General features: G+C 64.3%; 16 protein-coding genes and 1 pseudogene. 13 read left to right on the top strand and 4 right to left on the bottom strand.

What is annotated here, in order from left to right:
* Positions 1–122 precede the first annotated feature (122 nt).
* Both ychF and bla read left to right on the top strand, forming a co-directional pair.
* Entirely contained in the window at positions 123–1,214 is a 1,092-nt protein-coding gene (gene ychF, locus HHL21_RS18300) for a redox-regulated ATPase YchF (protein WP_169468545.1), read from the top strand.
* 146 nt (positions 1,215–1,360) lie between these two features.
* On the top strand, positions 1,361–2,245 hold the full coding sequence (gene bla, locus HHL21_RS18295; protein ID WP_169468543.1) for a subclass B3 metallo-beta-lactamase: 885 nt from the start codon (positions 1,361–1,363) through the stop codon (positions 2,243–2,245).
* A gap of 5 nt (positions 2,246–2,250) precedes the next feature.
* On the opposite strand, the gene HHL21_RS18290 is transcribed toward bla, so the two are convergent.
* Together HHL21_RS18290 and HHL21_RS18285 are read right to left on the bottom strand one after the other, a co-directional pair.
* The gene (locus HHL21_RS18290; RefSeq protein ID WP_169468541.1) at positions 2,251–3,945 is read right to left on the bottom strand and encodes an AMP-binding protein; all 1,695 of its coding nucleotides are present in this window, start codon (positions 3,943–3,945) and stop codon (positions 2,251–2,253) included.
* Positions 3,946–3,994: 49 nt separating this feature from the next.
* Positions 3,995–4,282 (bottom strand): annotated as a pseudogene (locus tag HHL21_RS18285) (TerC family protein); the annotation flags it as partial.
* An 84-nt stretch (positions 4,283–4,366) separates the two neighbouring features.
* Here HHL21_RS18285 and HHL21_RS18280 point away from each other — a divergent pair.
* Both HHL21_RS18280 and HHL21_RS18275 read left to right on the top strand, forming a co-directional pair.
* Positions 4,367–5,218: an MOSC domain-containing protein gene (locus HHL21_RS18280; RefSeq protein ID WP_169468539.1), complete on the top strand. Its 852-nt coding sequence runs from the start codon at positions 4,367–4,369 to the stop codon at positions 5,216–5,218.
* Positions 5,219–5,277: 59 nt separating this feature from the next.
* Complete coding sequence (locus HHL21_RS18275; RefSeq protein WP_169468538.1) at positions 5,278–6,408, top strand: GGDEF domain-containing protein; 1,131 nt, start codon at positions 5,278–5,280, stop codon at positions 6,406–6,408.
* Here HHL21_RS18275 and HHL21_RS18270 read toward each other — a convergent pair.
* A complete protein-coding gene (locus tag HHL21_RS18270; RefSeq protein WP_169468535.1) occupies positions 6,405–8,390 on the bottom strand; it encodes a monovalent cation:proton antiporter family protein in 1,986 nt (661 codons plus the stop codon). The genes HHL21_RS18275 and HHL21_RS18270 overlap by 4 nt on opposite strands.
* A gap of 109 nt (positions 8,391–8,499) precedes the next feature.
* Between HHL21_RS18270 and HHL21_RS18265 the strand changes: the two genes are divergently transcribed.
* The 6 genes from HHL21_RS18265 to HHL21_RS18240 are packed head-to-tail and all read left to right on the top strand — an operon-like array spanning position 8,500 to position 13,455.
* Positions 8,500–9,498, top strand: coding sequence for a KpsF/GutQ family sugar-phosphate isomerase (locus HHL21_RS18265; protein ID WP_206085890.1), 999 nt, complete (start codon positions 8,500–8,502; stop codon positions 9,496–9,498).
* Positions 9,498–10,028: a KdsC family phosphatase gene (locus HHL21_RS18260; RefSeq protein ID WP_169468532.1), complete on the top strand. Its 531-nt coding sequence runs from the start codon at positions 9,498–9,500 to the stop codon at positions 10,026–10,028. The genes HHL21_RS18265 and HHL21_RS18260 overlap by 1 nt, the downstream gene beginning before the upstream one ends.
* 6 nt (positions 10,029–10,034) lie before the next feature.
* Entirely contained in the window at positions 10,035–10,631 is a 597-nt protein-coding gene (gene lptC / locus HHL21_RS18255) for an LPS export ABC transporter periplasmic protein LptC (RefSeq protein WP_370659757.1), read from the top strand.
* Positions 10,632–10,661: 30 nt separating this feature from the next.
* Positions 10,662–11,219: a lipopolysaccharide transport periplasmic protein LptA gene (gene lptA, locus HHL21_RS18250; RefSeq protein WP_169468530.1), complete on the top strand. Its 558-nt coding sequence runs from the start codon at positions 10,662–10,664 to the stop codon at positions 11,217–11,219.
* Positions 11,220–11,223: 4 nt separating this feature from the next.
* Positions 11,224–11,979 carry an LPS export ABC transporter ATP-binding protein gene (lptB, locus tag HHL21_RS18245; RefSeq protein WP_169468528.1) on the top strand — a complete coding sequence of 252 codons (756 nt, stop codon included), beginning with the start codon at positions 11,224–11,226 and terminating at the stop codon, positions 11,977–11,979.
* A 3-nt stretch (positions 11,980–11,982) separates the two neighbouring features.
* Positions 11,983–13,455 carry an RNA polymerase factor sigma-54 gene (locus HHL21_RS18240; RefSeq protein ID WP_169468526.1) on the top strand — a complete coding sequence of 491 codons (1,473 nt, stop codon included), beginning with the start codon at positions 11,983–11,985 and terminating at the stop codon, positions 13,453–13,455.
* Here the strand turns inward: HHL21_RS18240 and HHL21_RS18235 are convergent.
* Complete coding sequence (locus HHL21_RS18235) at positions 13,452–14,636, bottom strand: murein hydrolase activator EnvC family protein (protein ID WP_169468523.1); 1,185 nt, start codon at positions 14,634–14,636, stop codon at positions 13,452–13,454. The two genes, HHL21_RS18240 and HHL21_RS18235, sit on opposite strands and share 4 nt — an antisense overlap.
* 87 nt (positions 14,637–14,723) lie before the next feature.
* On the opposite strand from HHL21_RS18235, the gene HHL21_RS18230 reads away from it, so the two are divergent.
* From HHL21_RS18230 to HHL21_RS18220, 3 genes are all read left to right on the top strand, one after another.
* Positions 14,724–15,716 carry a GlxA family transcriptional regulator gene (locus HHL21_RS18230; RefSeq protein WP_169468521.1) on the top strand — a complete coding sequence of 331 codons (993 nt, stop codon included), beginning with the start codon at positions 14,724–14,726 and terminating at the stop codon, positions 15,714–15,716.
* Between the two features lie 92 nt (positions 15,717–15,808).
* Positions 15,809–18,202, top strand: coding sequence for a bifunctional salicylyl-CoA 5-hydroxylase/oxidoreductase (locus HHL21_RS18225; RefSeq protein WP_169468519.1), 2,394 nt, complete (start codon positions 15,809–15,811; stop codon positions 18,200–18,202).
* Positions 18,203–18,207: 5 nt separating this feature from the next.
* Positions 18,208–18,993: an SDR family NAD(P)-dependent oxidoreductase gene (locus HHL21_RS18220; RefSeq protein ID WP_169468668.1), complete on the top strand. Its 786-nt coding sequence runs from the start codon at positions 18,208–18,210 to the stop codon at positions 18,991–18,993.
* The last annotated feature ends 10 nt before the right edge of the window (positions 18,994–19,003 follow it).

Here is a 19,003-nt window from a genome sequence, read left to right as displayed (position 1 = left end):
TCGCTGTCAAGCTGCTAACGCCGCGCTTTTTGCGGCTAACAGCGGCTTCGCGGGTTACAATGTGGGGTTAAGGCGCATCCGCGCGCGGATCGCCACCGTCAATCGAATTAGAAAGTCTTCCCATGAGTCTCAAATGCGGCATCGTCGGCCTGCCTAACGTCGGCAAGTCCACCCTGTTCAACGCCCTGACCAAGGCCGGCATCCCGGCTGAGAACTATCCGTTCTGCACGATCGAGCCGAACGTCGGCGTGGTCGAAGTGCCGGATCCGCGCCTGAAGCAGCTGTCGGACATCGTCAAGCCTGAACGTATCGTCAACGCCATCGTCGAGTTCGTCGACATCGCGGGCCTGGTGGCCGGCGCGTCGCAGGGCGAGGGCCTGGGCAACCAGTTCCTGGCGCACATCCGCGAGACCGACGCGATCGTCAACGTCGTGCGCTGCTTCGAAGATGACAACGTGATCCACGTCTCCGGCAAGGTCAGCCCGCTGGACGACATCGCCGTCATCCAGACCGAGCTGGCGCTGGCCGACATGACCGCCGTCGAGAAAGCAATCCACCGCGAGCAGAAGAAGGCACGTTCGGGCGACAAGGATGCGGCCAAGCTGGTGTCCCTGCTTGAGCGCATCATGCCGCAACTGAACGACGCGCAGCCAGTCCGCGCGATGGGCCTGAGCGACGAAGAAATGGCCATCATCAAGCCGCTGTGCCTGATTACCGCCAAGCCTGCGATGTACGTGGCCAACGTGTCCGACACCGGCTTCAAGAACAACCCGCTGCTGGACCAGCTGACCGAATACGCCAAGTCCCAGAACGCGCCGATCGTCGCCATCTGCGCTGCGATTGAAGCGGAAATCGCCGACCTGGACGACGAAGACAAGCACGCCTTCCTGGCCGACATGGGCATGGACGAGCCAGGCCTCGACCGCCTGATCCGCGGCGCGTTCAAGCTGCTTGGCCTGCAAACCTACTTCACCGCAGGCGTGAAGGAAGTGCGCGCATGGACCATTCACGTCGGCGACACCGGCCCGCAAGCAGCCGGCGTGATCCACACCGACTTCGAGCGCGGCTTCATCCGTGCCCAGACCATCGCGTTCGACGACTTCATCACTTTCAAGGGCGAAACCGGCGCGAAGGAAGCGGGCAAGATGCGCGCTGAAGGCAAGGAATACGTGGTCAAGGATGGCGACGTTCTGAATTTCCTGTTCAACGTATAAATCGTCAGAACAGTTTGCAGGGCGGTTGATCCTGCAACAAATTGAGCCCCCGGTAGGACCTCTGCGCGAGCATGTCCCCGGGGGCTTTTTCATTCTGTCTATAATGCCGAAAACTTACACTTCTCAACAGCATGGAGGCAACAACGATGGCAAAAGCGGCGACCCTGGCACTGGCAACGGTATTGGCAATTGGCGGCCCGGCATCGGCCGCATGGAACGACCCGCAGCAGCCGTTCAAGGTGTTCGGCAACACCTGGTATGTCGGCACTAAAGAACTGTCGGCGATCCTGATCACCAGCCCGCAAGGCCACGTCCTGCTCGACGGCGCAGTGCCGGAGTCCGCGCCGTTTATCGAGAAGAACATCCGGGAGCTTGGCTTCCGCGTCGAGGACATCAAGCTGATCCTCAATTCCCATGCGCACATCGACCATGCTGGCGGAATCGCGGCCCTGCAGAAGGCGAGCGGGGCGATTGTCGCGACCAGCGCCCACGGCGCGCAGGTGCTGAAGGACGGCACCATCGGCAAGGATGATCCGCAATTCGCCGCAGCGAAGCCGGACCATTTTCCGAAGGTCGCGAAGGTAAGGGAAGTGGCCGATGGCGAGGTGCTGAAGGCCGGCGCCATCGCCGTCACCGCGCACATGACGCCTGGCCACACGCCGGGCAGCACCTCATGGACCTGGCAGTCCTGCGACGGAGCGAAATGCCTCGACGTCGTGTACGCCGATAGCCTGACGGCGGTCTCCCTGGGCGATTACCGCTATTCGGGCGGCAAGGGCGCGCCCGATGTGTCCAAGCTGTTCAAAGCCAGCATCGACAAGATCGCGGCGCTCAAATGCGACGTGTTGCTGACAACCCATCCCGGCGCGTCGGGCATGATGGAAAAGCGCGCGGCCAAATCGGACTCGCAGAATCCTTTCATCAACGCTGAGGCTTGCCGCGAACTTGCCAACCGTGCGCACGCGGGCCTCGCCACCCGCATCGCAACGGAGCAGGGCGAGAAGTCGGCTGCCATCTATTCGCGCGACTGATCCGGTCAGCCATGCGCCGTGGCGGCGGAATTTTTCTCCTCTTCCTCCATCACGACGCGCCGCAGTATTTTTCCGACCGGCGATTTCGGCAACGGCTCGGTGCGGAACGACACCTCTTTCGGCACCTTGTAGCCGGTCAGGTTCTTGCGGCAATGTTCCAGCAACGCTTCCGCAGTCAGCTCCGGATCGCGCCTGAGCACAACGATCTTCACCGCCTCGCCCGAGTGTTCGTCGCGCATGCGCACGGCGGCCACCTCGAACACGCCCGGATGCATCGCGACAACGTCCTCGACTTCGTTCGGGAACACCTTGAACCCTGAAACGACAATCACGTCTTTCTTGCGGTCGATCAGCCGGAAGTAGCCGCGCTCGTCCATGACCCCGATATCCCCGGTGCGCAGCCAGCCGTCGCTCGTGAATATCTTTGCGGTCTCGTCCTGCATGTTCCAGTAGCCCGGCATCACCTGCGGCCCGCGCACGCAAATCTCGCCTGCCTCGCCGACGGGAACTTCCTTGCCGAAGTCATCGAGCAGGGCGACCTCGGTCGAAGGGATCGGCAGGCCGATGCTACCGGTGAACTTGTTGAGGCTCGGCGGGTTGGCGCAGACCACGGGGGAGGTCTCGGTGAGCCCGTAGCCCTCGACGATGGCGACGCCGAACAGCTGCTGCCAGCGCTCTGCCACTGAGCGTTGCAGCGCCATGCCGCCGGCGACCACCAGCTTGACGGCGCTGGCGTCCACCTGGCGCAGCTCCGGCGTATTGAGCAGGGCGTTGAACAGCGTATTCACGCCGATCAACACGCTGAAGCGGGTGTGCTTCAGTTCCTTCACAAACGCCGGAATGTCGCGCGGATTAGTCACCAGCACATTGTTCGCGCCAAGCCGGCACAGGGTCAGTGTCAATGTCAGCGCGAAGATGTGGTACAGCGGCAAGGGAATGATGGCGACCTCCCGGCCTTCGTCCAGTGCGCCGCCAACCCACGCCGTCGTCTGCTCCACATTCGCCACGATGTTCCGATGGGTAAGCACCGCGCCCTTCGGTACGCCGGTAGTTCCGCCGGTGTACTGCAGGAAGGCCGTATCGGAACCGGCCAGCGTCACCTCGTCGAAAGCCAGCGCCTCGCCGCGGTTCAGGGCGTCGGACAGCGACACCGCCCCATTGATGTGCCACTCCGGCACCATGTGCCTGACATGCTTGACGACGAGGTTGACGATTTGCGCCTTGGGAAAATGCAGCATGTCGCCGACCTGGGTGGTGACCACGTGCCGCACTGACGTGTTGGCCTGGACCTGTTCAAACGTGTGGGCGAAGTTGTCGAGCACAACGATGGCGACGGCGCCCGAGTCGCTGAGCTGGTGCTGCAGTTCGCGCGCCGTGTAGAGCGGGTTGACGTTGACTACGGTGCATCCCGCACGGAGCGCGCCGAACATCACGACGGGATATTGCAGCAGGTTGGGCAGCATGATCGCGACCCGGTCGCCCTTGTGCAAGCCAATGCCATGCTGCAGGTAGGCGGCGAAGTTGCGCGACAGAACATCAAGCCGGCCCCAGTTGATGGTCGCGCCCTGGTTGCTGAAGGCCGGATGCTCGCGGTATCGGGCGCAGCACCAGGCCATCAGCTCGTTCAACGACGCGAACTGGTCGGGATTAATTTCTTCCGGAACTCCGGGCGGATAGCTCTTGAACCAGATTTTCTCCATGGCGGCCTCCAGCGGCGATTGAAGGAATGCTGTGCCAAGCTTGCGCTTATTACTTGCGCGTGACAAGCAGGCTCGCCACCACGCTGGCGCCGATCAGCATCGCCACGACCAGCAGCGACGCCGCCACCGGCACATGGAACCACGGCATGATCAGCATCTTGCTGCCGATGAAGATGAGTACCATCGCGAGGCCATAGCGCAGCAGGTGGAAGCGGTCGGCGACATTTGCCAGCAGGAAGTACAGCGCGCGCAAGCCGAGGATGGCAAACACGTTGGAAGTGAACACGATAAACGGGTCCATGGTGACGGCAAAAATGGCCGGAATCGAGTCCACCGCATGGCGATATATTCAAGCTGGTTCATATCCGGCGGCCGATTGGTGCGATACTGGCGGCCCCATATAAAAATTATAGTACGCGCAATGCCGGTTATCTCTGAACTCGTCCTTTATCCAATCAAGTCCTGCGCCGGCATCTCGGTGCGCCAGGCCACGCTGACCACTGCCGGGCTGTCGGTCGACAATGTCTACGACCGCGAATGGATGGTGGTGGACGAGCACGGCCAGTTCCTGACCCAGCGCGAGCATCCGCGGCTGGCGCTGGTCGCACCGCGCATCAGGCTCGACACGATCGAGCTGCGCGCGCCCGGCATGCTGCGCCTTGAAATCCCGCTCGACCTGCCCGCGCCGGAAAACGAAGTGCTGCGCGAAGTGAAGCTGTGGGATGACACCGTGCTGGCCTACGATTGCGACGAAACCACCGCGACCTGGTTCTCGCAGGTGATCGGCGCGCCGTGCCGGCTGGTGCGTTTCCATGCCAGCGCAAAACGCTTCGCCAGCACCAAATGGACCGGCGGCGTGCAGGCGCCGACCTTGTTCGCGGACGGCTACCCGGTGCTGGTGATCGGTTCGGCGTCGCTGGCTGACCTGAACGGCAAGCTGGTGGCGGCAGGGCGCGAGGCGCTGCCGATGGACCGCTTCCGCCCGAATGTCGTCATCGACGGCCTCGAGCCGTACGAGGAAGACTACGTCGACACCTTCAGCGCGGGCGACGCCGCCCTGAAACCCGTCAAGCCGTGCCCGCGCTGCCCGATCCCGTCGGTCGACCAGGCCACCGGCGTGGCGGGCCCCGATCCGCTCGACATCCTGCAGTCCTTCCGCAAGAAGCCGCAGCTGGACGACGCCGTCTGCTTCGGCATGAACTGCATCGTGACAAAGGGCGAGGGCGAGCGCCTGTTCGTCGGCCAGCAGGTCGCAGCCAGCCTGGCATTCTGACCGGCCCGAGCCCGTTCGGGTAAGATGGCGCGAGTTTAACTATTGCGGGAAGGAGCGCCATGCACGATTCGGGCCCAACGACGAACGAGCTGATGACGGAAAACGAGTCCCTGCGCGCGCGCATGGCGTACCTGATGGAGCAGGCCGAACGCAACCACGAGATCATGCGCCGCCACCAGGCCTTCGACCTCGAGATCGTCGGCTGCGACAACTTCCCCAAGCTGGTCACCGCGATCTTCCGCAGCCTGCCGGTGATCTCCGAACTCGATATCGTCACCCTCAGCCTGGTCGACGAAGAAGCCGACATCCAGACCGTGATGAACGTGCTGGGCGTGGACTTCGGCGAATTCCCCCAGCTGCATTTCGTCGCCACCGAGGCGGCGCTTGGCTTCGTCCCGTCGCGCAGCGCGGCCCTGACAGGCCCGCCCAAGCCGCTGCTCGGGCCTTATTCGCCGGTGCTGCACGCGGCGATGTTCCCGAACCCGCCGGCCGGCCTGCAAAGCATCGCGCTGGTTCCGCTGCTGCGCAACCGCCGCCTGATCGGCAGCCTGAACCTCGGCAGCCTCGATCCGACCCGCTTCACGCCGGCGCTGGGCACCGACTTCGTCGAGCACATGGCGTCGATCATCGCGATCTGCCTCGAGAACGTCATCAGCAATGAGATGTTGAAGTACATCGGCCTGACCGATTCGCTGACCGGCGTCTACAACCGCCGCTACATCGACCGCCGCCTGATCGAAGAGATCGCGCGTGCGCGCCGCCAGGCCTATCGCATCTCGTGCATGTACATCGATATCGACCACTTCAAGCAGGTCAACGACACGGTCGGCCACCAGGGCGGCGATGAGGTGCTGCGCGAGGTGGCGACCCGCATCAAGAACGAGCTGCGCATGTCCGACGCGCTGGGGCGTTTCGGCGGCGAGGAGTTTGTCGTGCTGCTGATCGACGCCGACCTGGAGAGCGCCGTCGCGGTGGCGCAGCGCATCCGCCACAGCGTTGCCAGCCAGCCGTTCCACCTGTCGACCGGCGGCCAGCTCCCGCTGTCTGTGTCGATTGGCGTCGCGACCCTGGAAGACTTCGAGCGCGACCACGCCATCGAAGGCGTGGCGCACCAGCTGGTGGCGCATGCCGACACGGCCCTGTACCAGGCCAAGGCGGAAGGCCGCAACCGCGTGGTGTCGTTCGACTAGTTCAGCAGGCGGCCTTCGGCGCGGGTAACCGCTTCCGCGGAGCCGCGCACCACTACCACATCGCCCTCGGCCAGCAGCGACTCGCGCGTGGCTTCAATGCGTTCGCGGCCGCGCCGCAGCGCCGCCACCTCGGCGCCAATCTCGTCCAGTTCCAGGTCGCCGATGCGCTTGCCGATCGAGCCTGCCCCTTCGGCCAGCGGCACCGAATGCAGGCGCACGAACAGGTGTTCGGGATCGTCGGCGGCGTCGGACATGCCATGGAAATAGCCGCGCATCGAGGCGTAGCGTTCGTCGCGCACCGACTGCACCCGGTGCACCACGCGCCGCAGCGGCACGCCCATCATCACCATCGCGTGCGACGCCAGCATCAGGCTCGCCTCGAGCGACTCGGGCACCACCTCGGTGGCGCCGGCTTTCTTCAATACGTCCAGTTCCGAATCGTCGTGGCAGCGCACGATGACGGGCAGGGACGGGGCCAGTTCGTGCACCTGGTGCAGGATCTTCAGCGCCGACGCGGTGTTGGCGTAAGCGATCACCATCGCGCTGGCGCGGTAGATACCGGCGGCGACCAGGCTTTCGCGCCGCGCGGCGTCGCCATACGACACGTTGGCGCCGGCCGACTGCGCTTCGCGCACCCGCTCCGGGTCGAGGTCGAGCGCCTGGTAGGGCACTTTTTCATCGGTCAGCAAAGTGGCCAGGCTCTGGCCGCTGCGGCCGAAGCCGGCGATGATCACGTGCTTTTGCGCGGCCATCGTGCGGGTCGCGATCTGGGTCAGCTGCAGCGACTGCATCATCCATTCGTTGGACGCCACCTTCATCACGATCCGGTCCGACTTCTCGATCAGGAAGGGCGCGATCAGCATCGACAGCACCATCGAGGCCAGCACCAGCTGGATCATGAACGGGTCGAGCAGCTTGGCGCCAGCGGCCAGCGTCAGCAAAACGAAGCCGAATTCGCCCGCCTGCGCCAGCCCCAGGCCGGTACGCATGGCGACGCCGTCGGAGGCGCCGAACCACTTGGCCAGCAGCGCGATCAGGGCAAACTTGAGCATCACCGGGATGACGGTCAGCACCAGCACTAGCCCCAGGTTGTCGAACACCAGCTGTACATTGAGCAGCATGCCGACGGTGATGAAGAACAGGCCAAGCAGCACGTCGCGGAACGGCTTGATGTCCTCTTCCACCTGGTGCTTGTACTGGGTTTCGGAGATCAGCATGCCGGCGACGAACGCGCCCAGCGCCATTGACAACCCGGCCTGCTCGGTGATCCATGCCGCGCCCAGCGTGATCAGCAGCAGGTTGAGCATGAACAGCTCCTGCGAGCGGCGCCTGACGACGATCGAGAACCAGCGCCGCATCAGCTTCTGGCCGATGAACAGCAGCAGCACCAGCACGATCACCGCCTTGACGGCGGCCCAGGCCAGCGTCTCCATCAGCACCTCGGGCGGCTTGCCCAGCGACGGGATCAGGATCAGCAAGGGCACCACGGCCAGGTCCTGGAACAGCAGGATGCCGATGATCTTGCGGCCATGCGGGCTTTCGAGTTCGAGCCGTTCGGTCAGCATCTTGACCACGATGGCGGTCGACGACATGGCCAGCGCGCCGCCGAGCGCGAACGAGGCCTGCCAGCTGATCCCGAAATTGCCGGGAAGCTGGGTCGAGGCCAGCCAGCCGAACAGCATGGCGCCGACGATCGTCAATACGACCTGCGCCATGCCGAGGCCGAACACCACCCGCCGCATCGCTTTCAGCTGCGCCAGCGAGAATTCGAGGCCGATCGAGAACATCAGGAACACCACGCCGAATTCGGCCAGCGTATGGGTGGTATGGTCGTTTTCGGCCAGGCCGAGGGCATGCGGCCCGATCAGGATGCCGACCGCCAGGTAGCCCAGCATCGGGGGCAGGTGCAGCATGCGGAACGCGACCACGCCGAGGACGGCGCTGCCAAGTAATAGAAGGGTCAGTTCCAGTCCTGAATACATGCTTGCCTGCGGCCCTTCATGGCGAAATCGTTGTTTGTTGCGTCTGGCAAGTTTTTTGCTTTCGCAATTCGTTTATACTTCCAGCATGAGTGTAACCCATGAAAAAACAATGCTGAAAGCTTTTGACAACACCGCCCTCCGGCGCGCGATGGACCTGGCGCGCGAGACGATCGACATCGAGGCCGACGCGCTGCGCGCCGTCCATGCCCGCCTGCTTGATGACGACAGCGTCGGCCGCGCGGTCGGCATGCTGCTCGGCTGCAGCGGCCGCGTGGTGGTGTCGGGCATCGGAAAATCCGGCCACATCGCCCGCAAGATCGCGGCGACCTTGGCCTCGACCGGCACCCCGGCGATGTTCGTGCACCCCGCCGAAGCGGCCCACGGCGACCTCGGCATGGTGACGTCGGAAGATGCATTTATTGCAATTTCTTACTCCGGCGAAGCGGCCGAGCTGCTGTCGATCTTGCCGATCGTCAAGCGCATGGGCGCGCCGCTGATCGCGATGACAGGTAACCCACAGTCGAGCCTGGCGCAACTGGCCGATGTGCACCTGAATATTGCTGTGGAGAAAGAGGCCTGCCCGCTGAACCTGGCGCCGACCGCCAGCACCACGGTGACCTTGGCGCTGGGCGACGCGCTGGCCGTCGCGCTGCTCGACGCGCGCGGCTTCCGCGAAGAAGACTTTGCGCGCTCCCATCCGGGCGGTGCGCTCGGCCGCCGCCTGCTGACCCACGTGCGCGACGTCATGCGCAGCGGCGACGCGATTCCGATGGTGACGGCCGACGTGCCGCTGTCGGCCGCGCTGTTCGAAATCACCCAGAAGGGCATGGGCATGACCGCCATCGTCGACGCCGCCGGCCGCCCGGCCGGCGTGTTCACCGACGGCGACCTGCGCCGCATGCTCGACAAGGTGCAGGACTTCACCAAGGTCACGATCCGCGACGTCATGCACGCCAGCCCGCACACCGTGCATCCGGAGCAGCTGGCCGTGGACGCGGTCGCGATCATGGAAGAATTCCGCATCAACCAGATGCTGGTGGTGGACGCCGACGGCAAGCTGGTCGGCGCGCTGCATATCCACGACCTCACCCGCGCCAAGGTGATCTGATGCGCGAGCTCGAACACATGCGCCGTGCCGCGGCCGTCAAGGTGATGATTTTCGACGTCGACGGCGTGCTGACCGACGGCAGCCTGACCTACGGCGCCGACGGCGAAGTCACCAAGACCTTCTTCGTGCTCGACGGCCTCGGCATCCAGCTGCTGAACAAGACCGGCGTGAAGACCGCGATCATCAGCGCGCGCAAGTCGCCGATCGTGGTCAGGCGCGCGGCCGACCTGGGCATCACCCACGTCTACCAGGGCATCCACGACAAGCGCATCGCCTTCAAATCGCTGCTGGAAGAAACCGGCGTCACGGCCGGCCAGTGCGGCTACATCGGCGACGACGTGATCGACCTGCCGCTGCTGCTGCAGGTCGGCTTTGCCGTCGCGGTCCCGGGCGGGCACGCCGAAGTGCAGCACCGCGCCCACTACGTCACGCGCGCCAACGGCGGGCGCGGGGCGGTGCGCGAGGTATGCGACATGGTCATGCGCGCGCAGGGCACCTACGAACAGGCGCTTGCGCCGTATTTCGCGTAAATTACCGTGCTGCGCCAACATCACAAGCGAACCGCCCACCGCTGGAAGCTCACGGCCATCATGATGGCCGCGGCCTTCGTCGCCTTCGGCAGCTTCTGGCTGGCGCAATTGATGGAAAGCGACCCGGGACTCAGCTCCGACGCGCTCAAGAACGAGCCTGACTACATCGTCGAGCGCTTCAGCGTCGTGCGCATGTCGCCGGCCGGGCAGCCGCGCTACATCGTCTCGGGCGACAAGCTGACGCACCGGCCGGTCGACGACACCGCGGAAATCGACAAGCCGCTGGTCCAGAGCATCGGCGAAGGCGTGCCGCCGACGACGATCCGCGCCAAGCGCGCGCGCGTCGACCATGGCAATACGCAGGTGCACCTGATGGGCGACGTCGACATCGACCGCAAGGCGACCGCCACCGCCAAGCCGATGCGCATGCGCACGCAGGCGCTGACTGTTTTCGTGGACGATGACCAGATGAAGACCGACCAGCCGGTCGAGGTGGTGTCGGGCGGCACGACCATGACCGGCACCGGCCTGTTCGTCGACAATACGACCCGCCAGGTGAATGTGACCAGCCGCGTGCGGATTGTTTATCCGCCGCGCCAATAACTAAAAAAATACAATAAGCGAGCAACCGACATGAAGAAAATCCTGCTGTTTATCGCGCTGTGCGGCATCGTCGCAGGTACCGCGCTCGCCGAGAAGGCCGATTCGAACAAGCCGACCGAGATTTTCGCCGATGAGGCGTCGTTTGACGATGTCAAGCAGATTCGCACGCTGAAAGGCAATGTGATCCTCACCCGCGGCACCTTGGTAATGAAGGCCGGCCTGGCAGTCTTGCGCGAAGACCCGGAAGGTTACCAGTTCGTCGTCTTCACTGCGGCGCCGGGCGCCGTCGCGACCTTTCGCCAGAAGCGTGACGGTGGCGACCTGTGGGTCGAAGGCCAGGCCGAACGCATCGAATACGACAACAAGACGGAAGCGGTCAAGCTGTTCTCGAAGGCCAAGCTGGCGCGCCTCGAAGGTAGTCGCGTGACCGACGAAGTCGAAGGCCCGTTCATTTCGTACGACAGCCGCAAGGAATACTTCACTGTCGAGAACACTGCAGCCGGCGGTAGCACGCCAGGCGCGGGCCGCGTCCGGATGGTGATCCAGCCATCGAACAAGCCGCCAACGCCGGCCACGCCAGGAAAATAAGACAATGGAAGAGCAAAAGTGCGGCAGCACCCTGATCGTACGCGGCCTGCAAAAGAGCTACGGCAAGCGCCTTGTGGTGCGCGACGTGTCGCTGCAGGTCGAGTGCGGTGAAGTGGTGGGTCTGCTCGGGCCTAACGGCGCCGGCAAGACCACCTCGTTCTACATGATCGTCGGCCTGGTGCCGTCGGACGCCGGCTCGATCGACATCAGCGGCGTCGATATCTCCAGCCTGCCGATCCACCGGCGCGCCACGCTCGGCCTGTCCTACCTGCCGCAGGAAGCGTCGGTGTTCCGCAAGCTGACCGTGGAAGACAATATCCGCGCCGTGCTCGAACTGCAGAAGGTCGACGGCAAGCCGCTGTCGAAGGACGAGATCGAGAAACGCCTCGACGCATTGCTGGCCGACCTGCAGATCGAAAAGCTGCGCGAGAATCAGGCGATGTCGCTGTCGGGCGGCGAGCGCCGCCGCGTCGAGATCGCGCGCGCGCTGGCGACCAATCCGCGCTTCGTGCTGCTCGACGAACCGTTTGCCGGGGTCGACCCGATCGCCGTGATCGAAATCCAGCGCATCGTACGCTTCCTGAAGGAGCGCAAGATCGGCGTGCTGATCACCGACCATAATGTCCGTGAAACGCTGGGCATCTGCGACCGCGCCTACATCATCAACCAGGGCGCCGTGCTTGCCTCTGGCCGGCCGGACGACATCATTGCTGACGAGTCGGTGCGGCGCGTCTACCTTGGCGAACACTTCCGGATGTAAGTCATGAAACAAACCCTGCAATTACGGACGTCGCAGCACCTTGCGCTTACGCCCCAGCTGCAGCAGTCGATCCGGCTGCTGCAGCTGTCGACGCTCGAATTGCACCAGGAGATAGAGCAGGCGCTGTCGGACAATCCCCTGCTCGAACGCCTCGACGATCCGCTCGACCAGTCGGTGCGCCTGCTTGCCGACGGAGCCATCAACACCGCCAGCCCTGCCGAAACGCCGACCGAGCCCGGCGCGCAGGAGGCCGCTCCGGCGGCTGAAGGCGAAACCTTCGACAGCCCTGAAGTCGCCAGCGTCGCCGGTGAAGGCGAGGGCGACGGCGACTGGGGCGACGTTGGCAGCGGCAAGGCGCCCGACGACGAGGATTCGCGTCCCCAGCTGGAGGCCAGCGCGACCACGCTGCGCGAGCACCTGATGGAGCAGGTCCGCGTGACCTGCCTGACGCCGCGCGACTGCGCGCTGGTCGAACTGATCATCGACGCGCTCGACGACAACGGCTACCTCGAAGAAGCGCTGGAAGAAATCCACTCGCGCATGCCGCCGGAACTCGACATCGAGATCGATGAACTGGTGACGGCGCTGTCGCTGGTGCAAAGCCTCGACCCGATCGGCGTCGGCGCGCGCAACGCATCCGAGTGCCTGGCGCTGCAGATTCGCCGCATGCAGGGTGTGCCGATGGTGACGCGGCGCATGGCGCTGGCCATCGTCGAGAAGCACCTGACCTGGTTCGCCCAGCGCGAATTCAACAAGCTGAAAAAAGCCCTCGACTGCGACGACGAAGACCTGCGTGAAGCGCAGGCCGTCATCCGCCAGTGCAACCCGCATCCGGGCGTCGCGTATGGCGGCGGCGTGTCCGATTTCGTGGTGCCGGACGTGATCGTGCGGCGCGCGCGCACAGGCTGGGTGGTCACTTTGAACAACGACGTCATGCCGCGCCTGCGGGTGAACAGCATGTACGCGAACCTGCTCCGGCAGGGCAAGGTCGAAGGGCAGCTCAACACGCAGCTGCAGGAAGCCAAATGGCTGATCAAGAACATGCGCCAGCGTTTCGATACGATTTTGCGCGTGTCTCAGGCCATTGTTGAACGCCAGCGTAATTTCTTCTCGCACGGCGCGGTTGCGATGCGTCCGCTGGTGCTGCGCGAGATCGCCGATACGCTGGGGCTCCACGAAAGCACGATTTCGCGCGTGACCACGCAAAAATACATGATGACCCCGCACGGGATGTTCGAACTGAAGTACTTCTTCGGCAGCCACGTCGCGACCGATGCGGGCGGCGAGGCTTCGTCCACCGCGATCCGCGCGCTGATCGTCCAGCTGGCCAGCGCGGAAGACCCGAAGTGCCCTCTGTCGGACAGCAAGATCGCCGACATGCTGGGCGAGCAGGGCATGGTGATCGCCCGCCGCACGGTGGCGAAGTACCGCGAAGCCCTGAAGATCCCGCCGGTCGCCCTGCGCAAGTCGCTTTAATCGAAATCGACTACAACGTCTCCCATCGGATACTCGCGCGTACGGGACTCCGATGCCCCGTCTTTGGCTTTCATTCGGTACTGATCGAACAGGTGCGGCAGGCCCTCGCTGGCCATGACGTCAGGATTGTTCGTCAGCTGGAAGTGCAAGTGCGGCTGGCGCGCATCGCCTGAATTACCAACTTGCGCGAGCCACTGACCGCGCTTGACGCGGTCACCGGCCTTCACGCGGACGCTGCCGGGCTGCAGGTGGGCGTAATAGGCAAAATGCCCGCCTCCGATGTCGATGACGACGCGATTGCCCGCGACCGATTCCATCGTAACCGGTACCGCCGGCTCGAATCCTGCTGGAGTACGTGGAATATTGTCCGGGTATCCATCCTGTGCGACGACAACGGTACCGTCCGCGACCGCCACAGTCTTCTCGCCGTACGCGTAATACGAACGCACATCGCGCTGGTCGCCGGACCAGGACTTGCCCTGTTTGTCGTACTTCTTCCAATCGAATGCATAGCGGCGCGAAACCTGCGCGATACCTTCGACGACCCACAGTCCCATCCGGTGATGCGAATGCAGGCTCGGATTATTGTCCGGGCTCCAGTTGGTACCTGCCAGCGGCCGCCCCAGCACACGAAGTGGCGTTGCAAGCGTGCCGATCGCAGGACCATCCGCGGCGGCCCCATCGAGCAGCGCGCGGTGGCGCAACCTTGCCGGCACCGGCACCTTGCTGTCGAATGCCAGGCACAGGAACGCGACGGCGCCCTGGCCAATTCCCAGCTTGCGCTTATCGCCCGCGTGGTCGCCGATCGTGATCCTGCGCAGGCGCGCATCCAGCTGCGCTTCCTTAATTTCCGCAAGGGGCTCGCCGTTGGTTTTATCGGCGTCGAAGACCTGGATGCCGCGCAGCGTCATGGCGTCGGTCGCGAAATTTTGGAAATGCACCTCATAGACAAGGTAATTCCGGCCCGCGCTCGGGAGCACCGTTGGCTCAAGCGGCGTACGCATCTGTAACTGGACCGGCGGAAATGCCAGGGCGGCAGGGTAGCTTGCGGGTGCCGCCACCGCGCCTGCGCCTGCAGGATCGCAACCGTGGGGTAGCGGCACGTTTGCAGCGCTGGCGCCGCCCGCAAGCGCAAAGGCGCTGGCGATGCAAACGGCGTGGTGGGAAATCCTTGCTGGCATAGTGTGATCCGCCTCAAATAATTGAGGCGCCATCATATAGGCGAAGCAGTTGACAGAAATGACAGCTATGGATGAATATCTGCCAATATGCGCGCAAACACCTCGCTTCCCATCGATGTCTGGGTACGGGTATTCCCAAACTTCCTGCTGCTTGATGCTACCGGACCCATTCAGGTCTTTTCCACCGCGAACGACGAAGCGCGCGACAGCGGCCTGACGGCGCCTTACCGCATTCACCTGATCGCGGCGGGCGGCAGCGCGGTCGCGTCGTCGGCAGGCATAAGCCTGTTGGCCGGACCGCTGCCGCGCCGAAGCCTGGCCGGCGCAACGCTCATCGTTTCAGGCGGACGTGTGGATGACCTTCCGTCGGTGGCGAAGCCGAACGACCGCGCCGTACTGCGCTGGGTCGCCAAGAGTGGAACGGCAGCGGCGCGCTGTTGCTCGGTGTGCACTGGCTGCTTCGTGCTGGCGCGCGCCGGCCTGCTTGAAGGGCGGCGCGCCGTCACCCATTGGGCTGATGTGGCGGCACTGCGTTCCGAGTTTCCGCAGCTCCAGGTTCATGCGGATGCCCTCCACATCCAGGACGGAAAGTTCCATACCTCGGCTGGCATCAGCGCAGGCATGGATCTGGCGTTGAGTCTCGTGGAAGATGACCTTGGCCGCGAAAGGGCGCTGGCCGTCGCCAAACGAATGGTCCTCTTCCTGAAACGCTCGGGCGGACAGCGCCAGTTCAGTTCAGAACTGATGGCGCAATCCGCGGCCGGCGGCGTCAGCGCCCAACTGACATCATGGCTGCGTCCGCGCCTGCATCAGCATGTCGATGTCGTGCAGATGGCGGCGGCCTGCGCGCTGTCGTTACGCTCGCTGCACCGCAAGCTGCGCGACGAGGTCGACCTCACACCGGGCCAGCTGCTGTCGCGGCTGCGCATGGAAGTCGCGTGCGGCCTGCTGGAGCAGCCCGGCATGACGGTAAAGCACGCCGCACGGCGGAGCGGCTTTGGAAGCGAGTACAACCTGCGTCGCGCCTTCGCAAGCCAACTGGGCGTGCTACCAAGCGAATATCAGTCGCGCTTCGCCTGACCAGCATGGACATCCTTGCTTTCGTTTAGACTTAAACTATTTAAACATGTAATATACTCGCTGGTAACCCGAACGATGACGGAGCAAATCTGATGAAGATAGTGTGCATAGGCGGCGGCCCGGCTGGCCTGTATTTCGCCCTGCTGATGAAGAAGCAGGACCCGTCGCACGAAGTCACCGTCATTGAGCGCAACCGTCCTTACGACACGTTCGGCTGGGGCGTCGTGTTCTCCGACCAGACGCTGGGCAACCTGGTGGCCGCCGACGAGCAGACCGCCCGCACCGTCCTGCAGTCGTTCAACCACTGGGACGACATCGACGTCCATTTCAAAGGCCGCACGATCACCTCCGGCGGACACGGATTCTGCGGCATCGGCCGCAAGCGACTGCTGAACATCCTGCAGGCCCGCTGCGAAGAACTCGGCGTGCGGCTGGTATTCGAGACCGATGTGGCCGACGACCAGGCCATCGCCGCCGAGTATGGCGCCGACCTGGTGGTCGCCTGCGACGGCCTCAATAGCCGCGTGCGTGCGCGCTACGTCGAGACCTACCGTCCCGACATCGACACCCGCCACTGCCGTTTCGTCTGGCTCGGCACCAGGAAAAAATTCGACGCCTTCACCTTCGCCTTCGAACAGACCGAGCATGGCTGGTTCCAGGCCCACTGCTACCAGTACGACGGCGACACCTCGACCTTCATCATCGAGACGCCGGAAGAAGTGTGGCGCAAGTCCGGCCTGGACGAAATGAGCCAGGAGGAGGGCATCGCCTTCTGCGAAAAGCTGTTCGCCAAATACCTCGACGGAAATCCCCTGCTCAGCAATGCATCGCACCTGCGCGGCTCGGCGATGTGGATCAAGTTCCCGCGCATCGTCTGCGAAGAATGGGTGCAGTGGAACACCATCGAGGGCCGCCGCGTGCCGGTCGTGCTGATGGGCGACGCCGCGCACACGGCGCATTTCTCGATCGGTTCCGGCACCAAGCTGGCGCTGGAGGATGCGATCGAGCTGGCGCGCTGCTTCACGCAGCAGGACGGCGCCGGCATCGGCAAGGTGATGGCCTGCTACCAGAAGCTGCGCTCGGTCGAAGTGCTGAAGCTGCAAAGCGCCGCGCGCAATTCGATGGAGTGGTTCGAGAACGTCGAGCGCTACACGGCGATGGAGGCCGAGCAGTTCGCATACTCGATGCTGACCCGCAGCCAGCGCCTGTCGCATGAAAACCTGCGCGTGCGCGACCCCGGTTACGTCGGCCGTTTCGAGGAATGGATCGCCGGGCGCGCGTTCGACCAGGCTGGTTTGCCGGCGCCTGCCCATGCCGCCGGCATTCCGCCGATGCTCACGCCTTTCCGCCTGCGCGGCACGGTGCTGAAAAACCGCATCGTGGTGTCGCCGATGGCGCAGTATTCCGCGGAAGGCGGCACGGTCGGCGACTTCCACATGGTGCACCTTGGCAGCCGCGCGCTTGGCGGCGCAGGCATGGTGTTCGCCGAGATGACCTGCGTGTCGGACGACGCGCGCATCACGCCGGGCTGCCCGGGCCTGTACACGCCCGAACATACGGCGGCATGGAAGCGCATCGTCGACTTCTTCCACAACAGTACCGATGCGAAGATCGCAATCCAGATCGGGCATGCCGGCGCCAAGGGATCGACGCGGCGCGCATGGGACGGCAGCGACCTGCCGCTCGATGAAGGCAACTGGCCGCTGGTTTCGGCGTCCAGCCAGCAGTACCTGGAAGGCGTGTCGCAAGTCGCGCGCGAGGCGTCCCGAGAGGACCTGGAGCGCATCCGGAGCGACTTTGTGCGCGCCACCGGCGAGGCGCAAAAAGCAGGTTTCGACTGGCTCGAACTGCACTGCGCGCACGGTTATTTTCTGTCGAGCTTTATCTCCCCGCTGACCAACCAGCGCACCGACGAATACGGCGGTTCGCTGCAAAACCGCTGCCGCTATCCGCTGGAAGTGTTCGCCGCCATCCGCGCCGCCTGGCCTGCGGACAAGCCGATCAGCGTGCGCCTGTCCGCCCATGACTGGGTCGAAGGCGGCATTACGCCGGACGACGCGGTGCAGGTGGCGCGCATGTTCAAGGAAGCCGGCGCCGACATGATCGACGTCTCTTCCGGCCAGGTCAGCAAGAAGGAAAAGCCGGTCTATGGCCGCATGTTCCAGACGCCGTTCGCCGACCGCATCCGCAACGAAGTCGGCATTCCGGCCATCGCGGTGGGCGCGATCTTCGAGGCCGATCACGCCAACAGCATCATCGCATCCGGGCGCGCCGACCTGTGCGCGATCGCGCGGCCGCACCTGGCCAATCCCGCCTGGACGCTGCACGAAACCGCAAAACTGGGCTACGCCGGCCTGCCGTGGCCAAAGCAGTACCACGCCGGCAAAATGCAGCTGGAACGTAACCTCGAGCGCGAACGCCAGGTTGCGGCGGCCAGCGCGGGCCTGGCGCCGCAGCAGGTCGCGGCCAAGCTGCTGGAAGGCTGATCATGATCGCTACCTCACAGGAAGCGCTGGCCGGAAAACATGCGTTCGTCACTGGCGGCGGCCGCGGAATCGGCGCAGCCATCGCGCGCCAGTTGCTGCTGGCCGGCGCCAGTGTCACCATCGCGGGACGCAGCCGCGATGCGCTCGAGGCCACGGTGGCTGAACTGTCCTCGCTTGGCGAGATCGCCTGCGTCACCATCGATGTCGGCCAGCGCGCCTCGGCGGCGCAGGCGTTTGCCGATGCGCGCGCGCGTTTCGGACCGGTCGATATCCTCGTCAATAACGCAGGGCAGGCCGAATCCGCGCCTTTCCTCAAGACCGGCGAGGAGATGTGGAACCGCATGCTGACCGTGAACCTCACCGGCACCTATCACTGCACCAGCGAGGCGCTGCCGGATATGGTGGCGGCGCGCTGGGGACGGGTCGTCAATGTCGCCAGCACGGCCGGACTGACCGGCTACGGCTATGTGGCGGCCTACTGCGCCGCAAAGCACGGCGTGATCGGACTGACCCGGTCGCTGGCGCTGGAGGTGGCGGCCAAGGGCGTCACCGTGAATGCGGTGTGCCCGGGCTACACCGACACCGATATCGTTCGGGGCGCGGTCGCCAACATCGTGGCCAAGACCGGCCGCAGCAAGGCCGATGCGCTGCGCGGCCTGGCGTCGTCGAATCCACAAGGCCGGCTGGTGCAGCCGGTCGAGGTGGCCAACGCGGTGCTGTGGCTCTGCATGCCCGGCTCCGGTGCGATGAACGGCCAGTCGATCGCGGTCGACGGCGGCGAAGTCATGTAACGGAGATGAG

It is taken from the genome of Massilia polaris (assembly GCF_012927275.1).
GTDB classification, from domain to species: Bacteria; Pseudomonadota; Gammaproteobacteria; order Burkholderiales; family Burkholderiaceae_D; genus Telluria_A; species Telluria_A polaris.
Note: the sequence above shows the minus strand (reverse complement) of the source record. Positions and strands in the feature narration are given on the sequence as shown.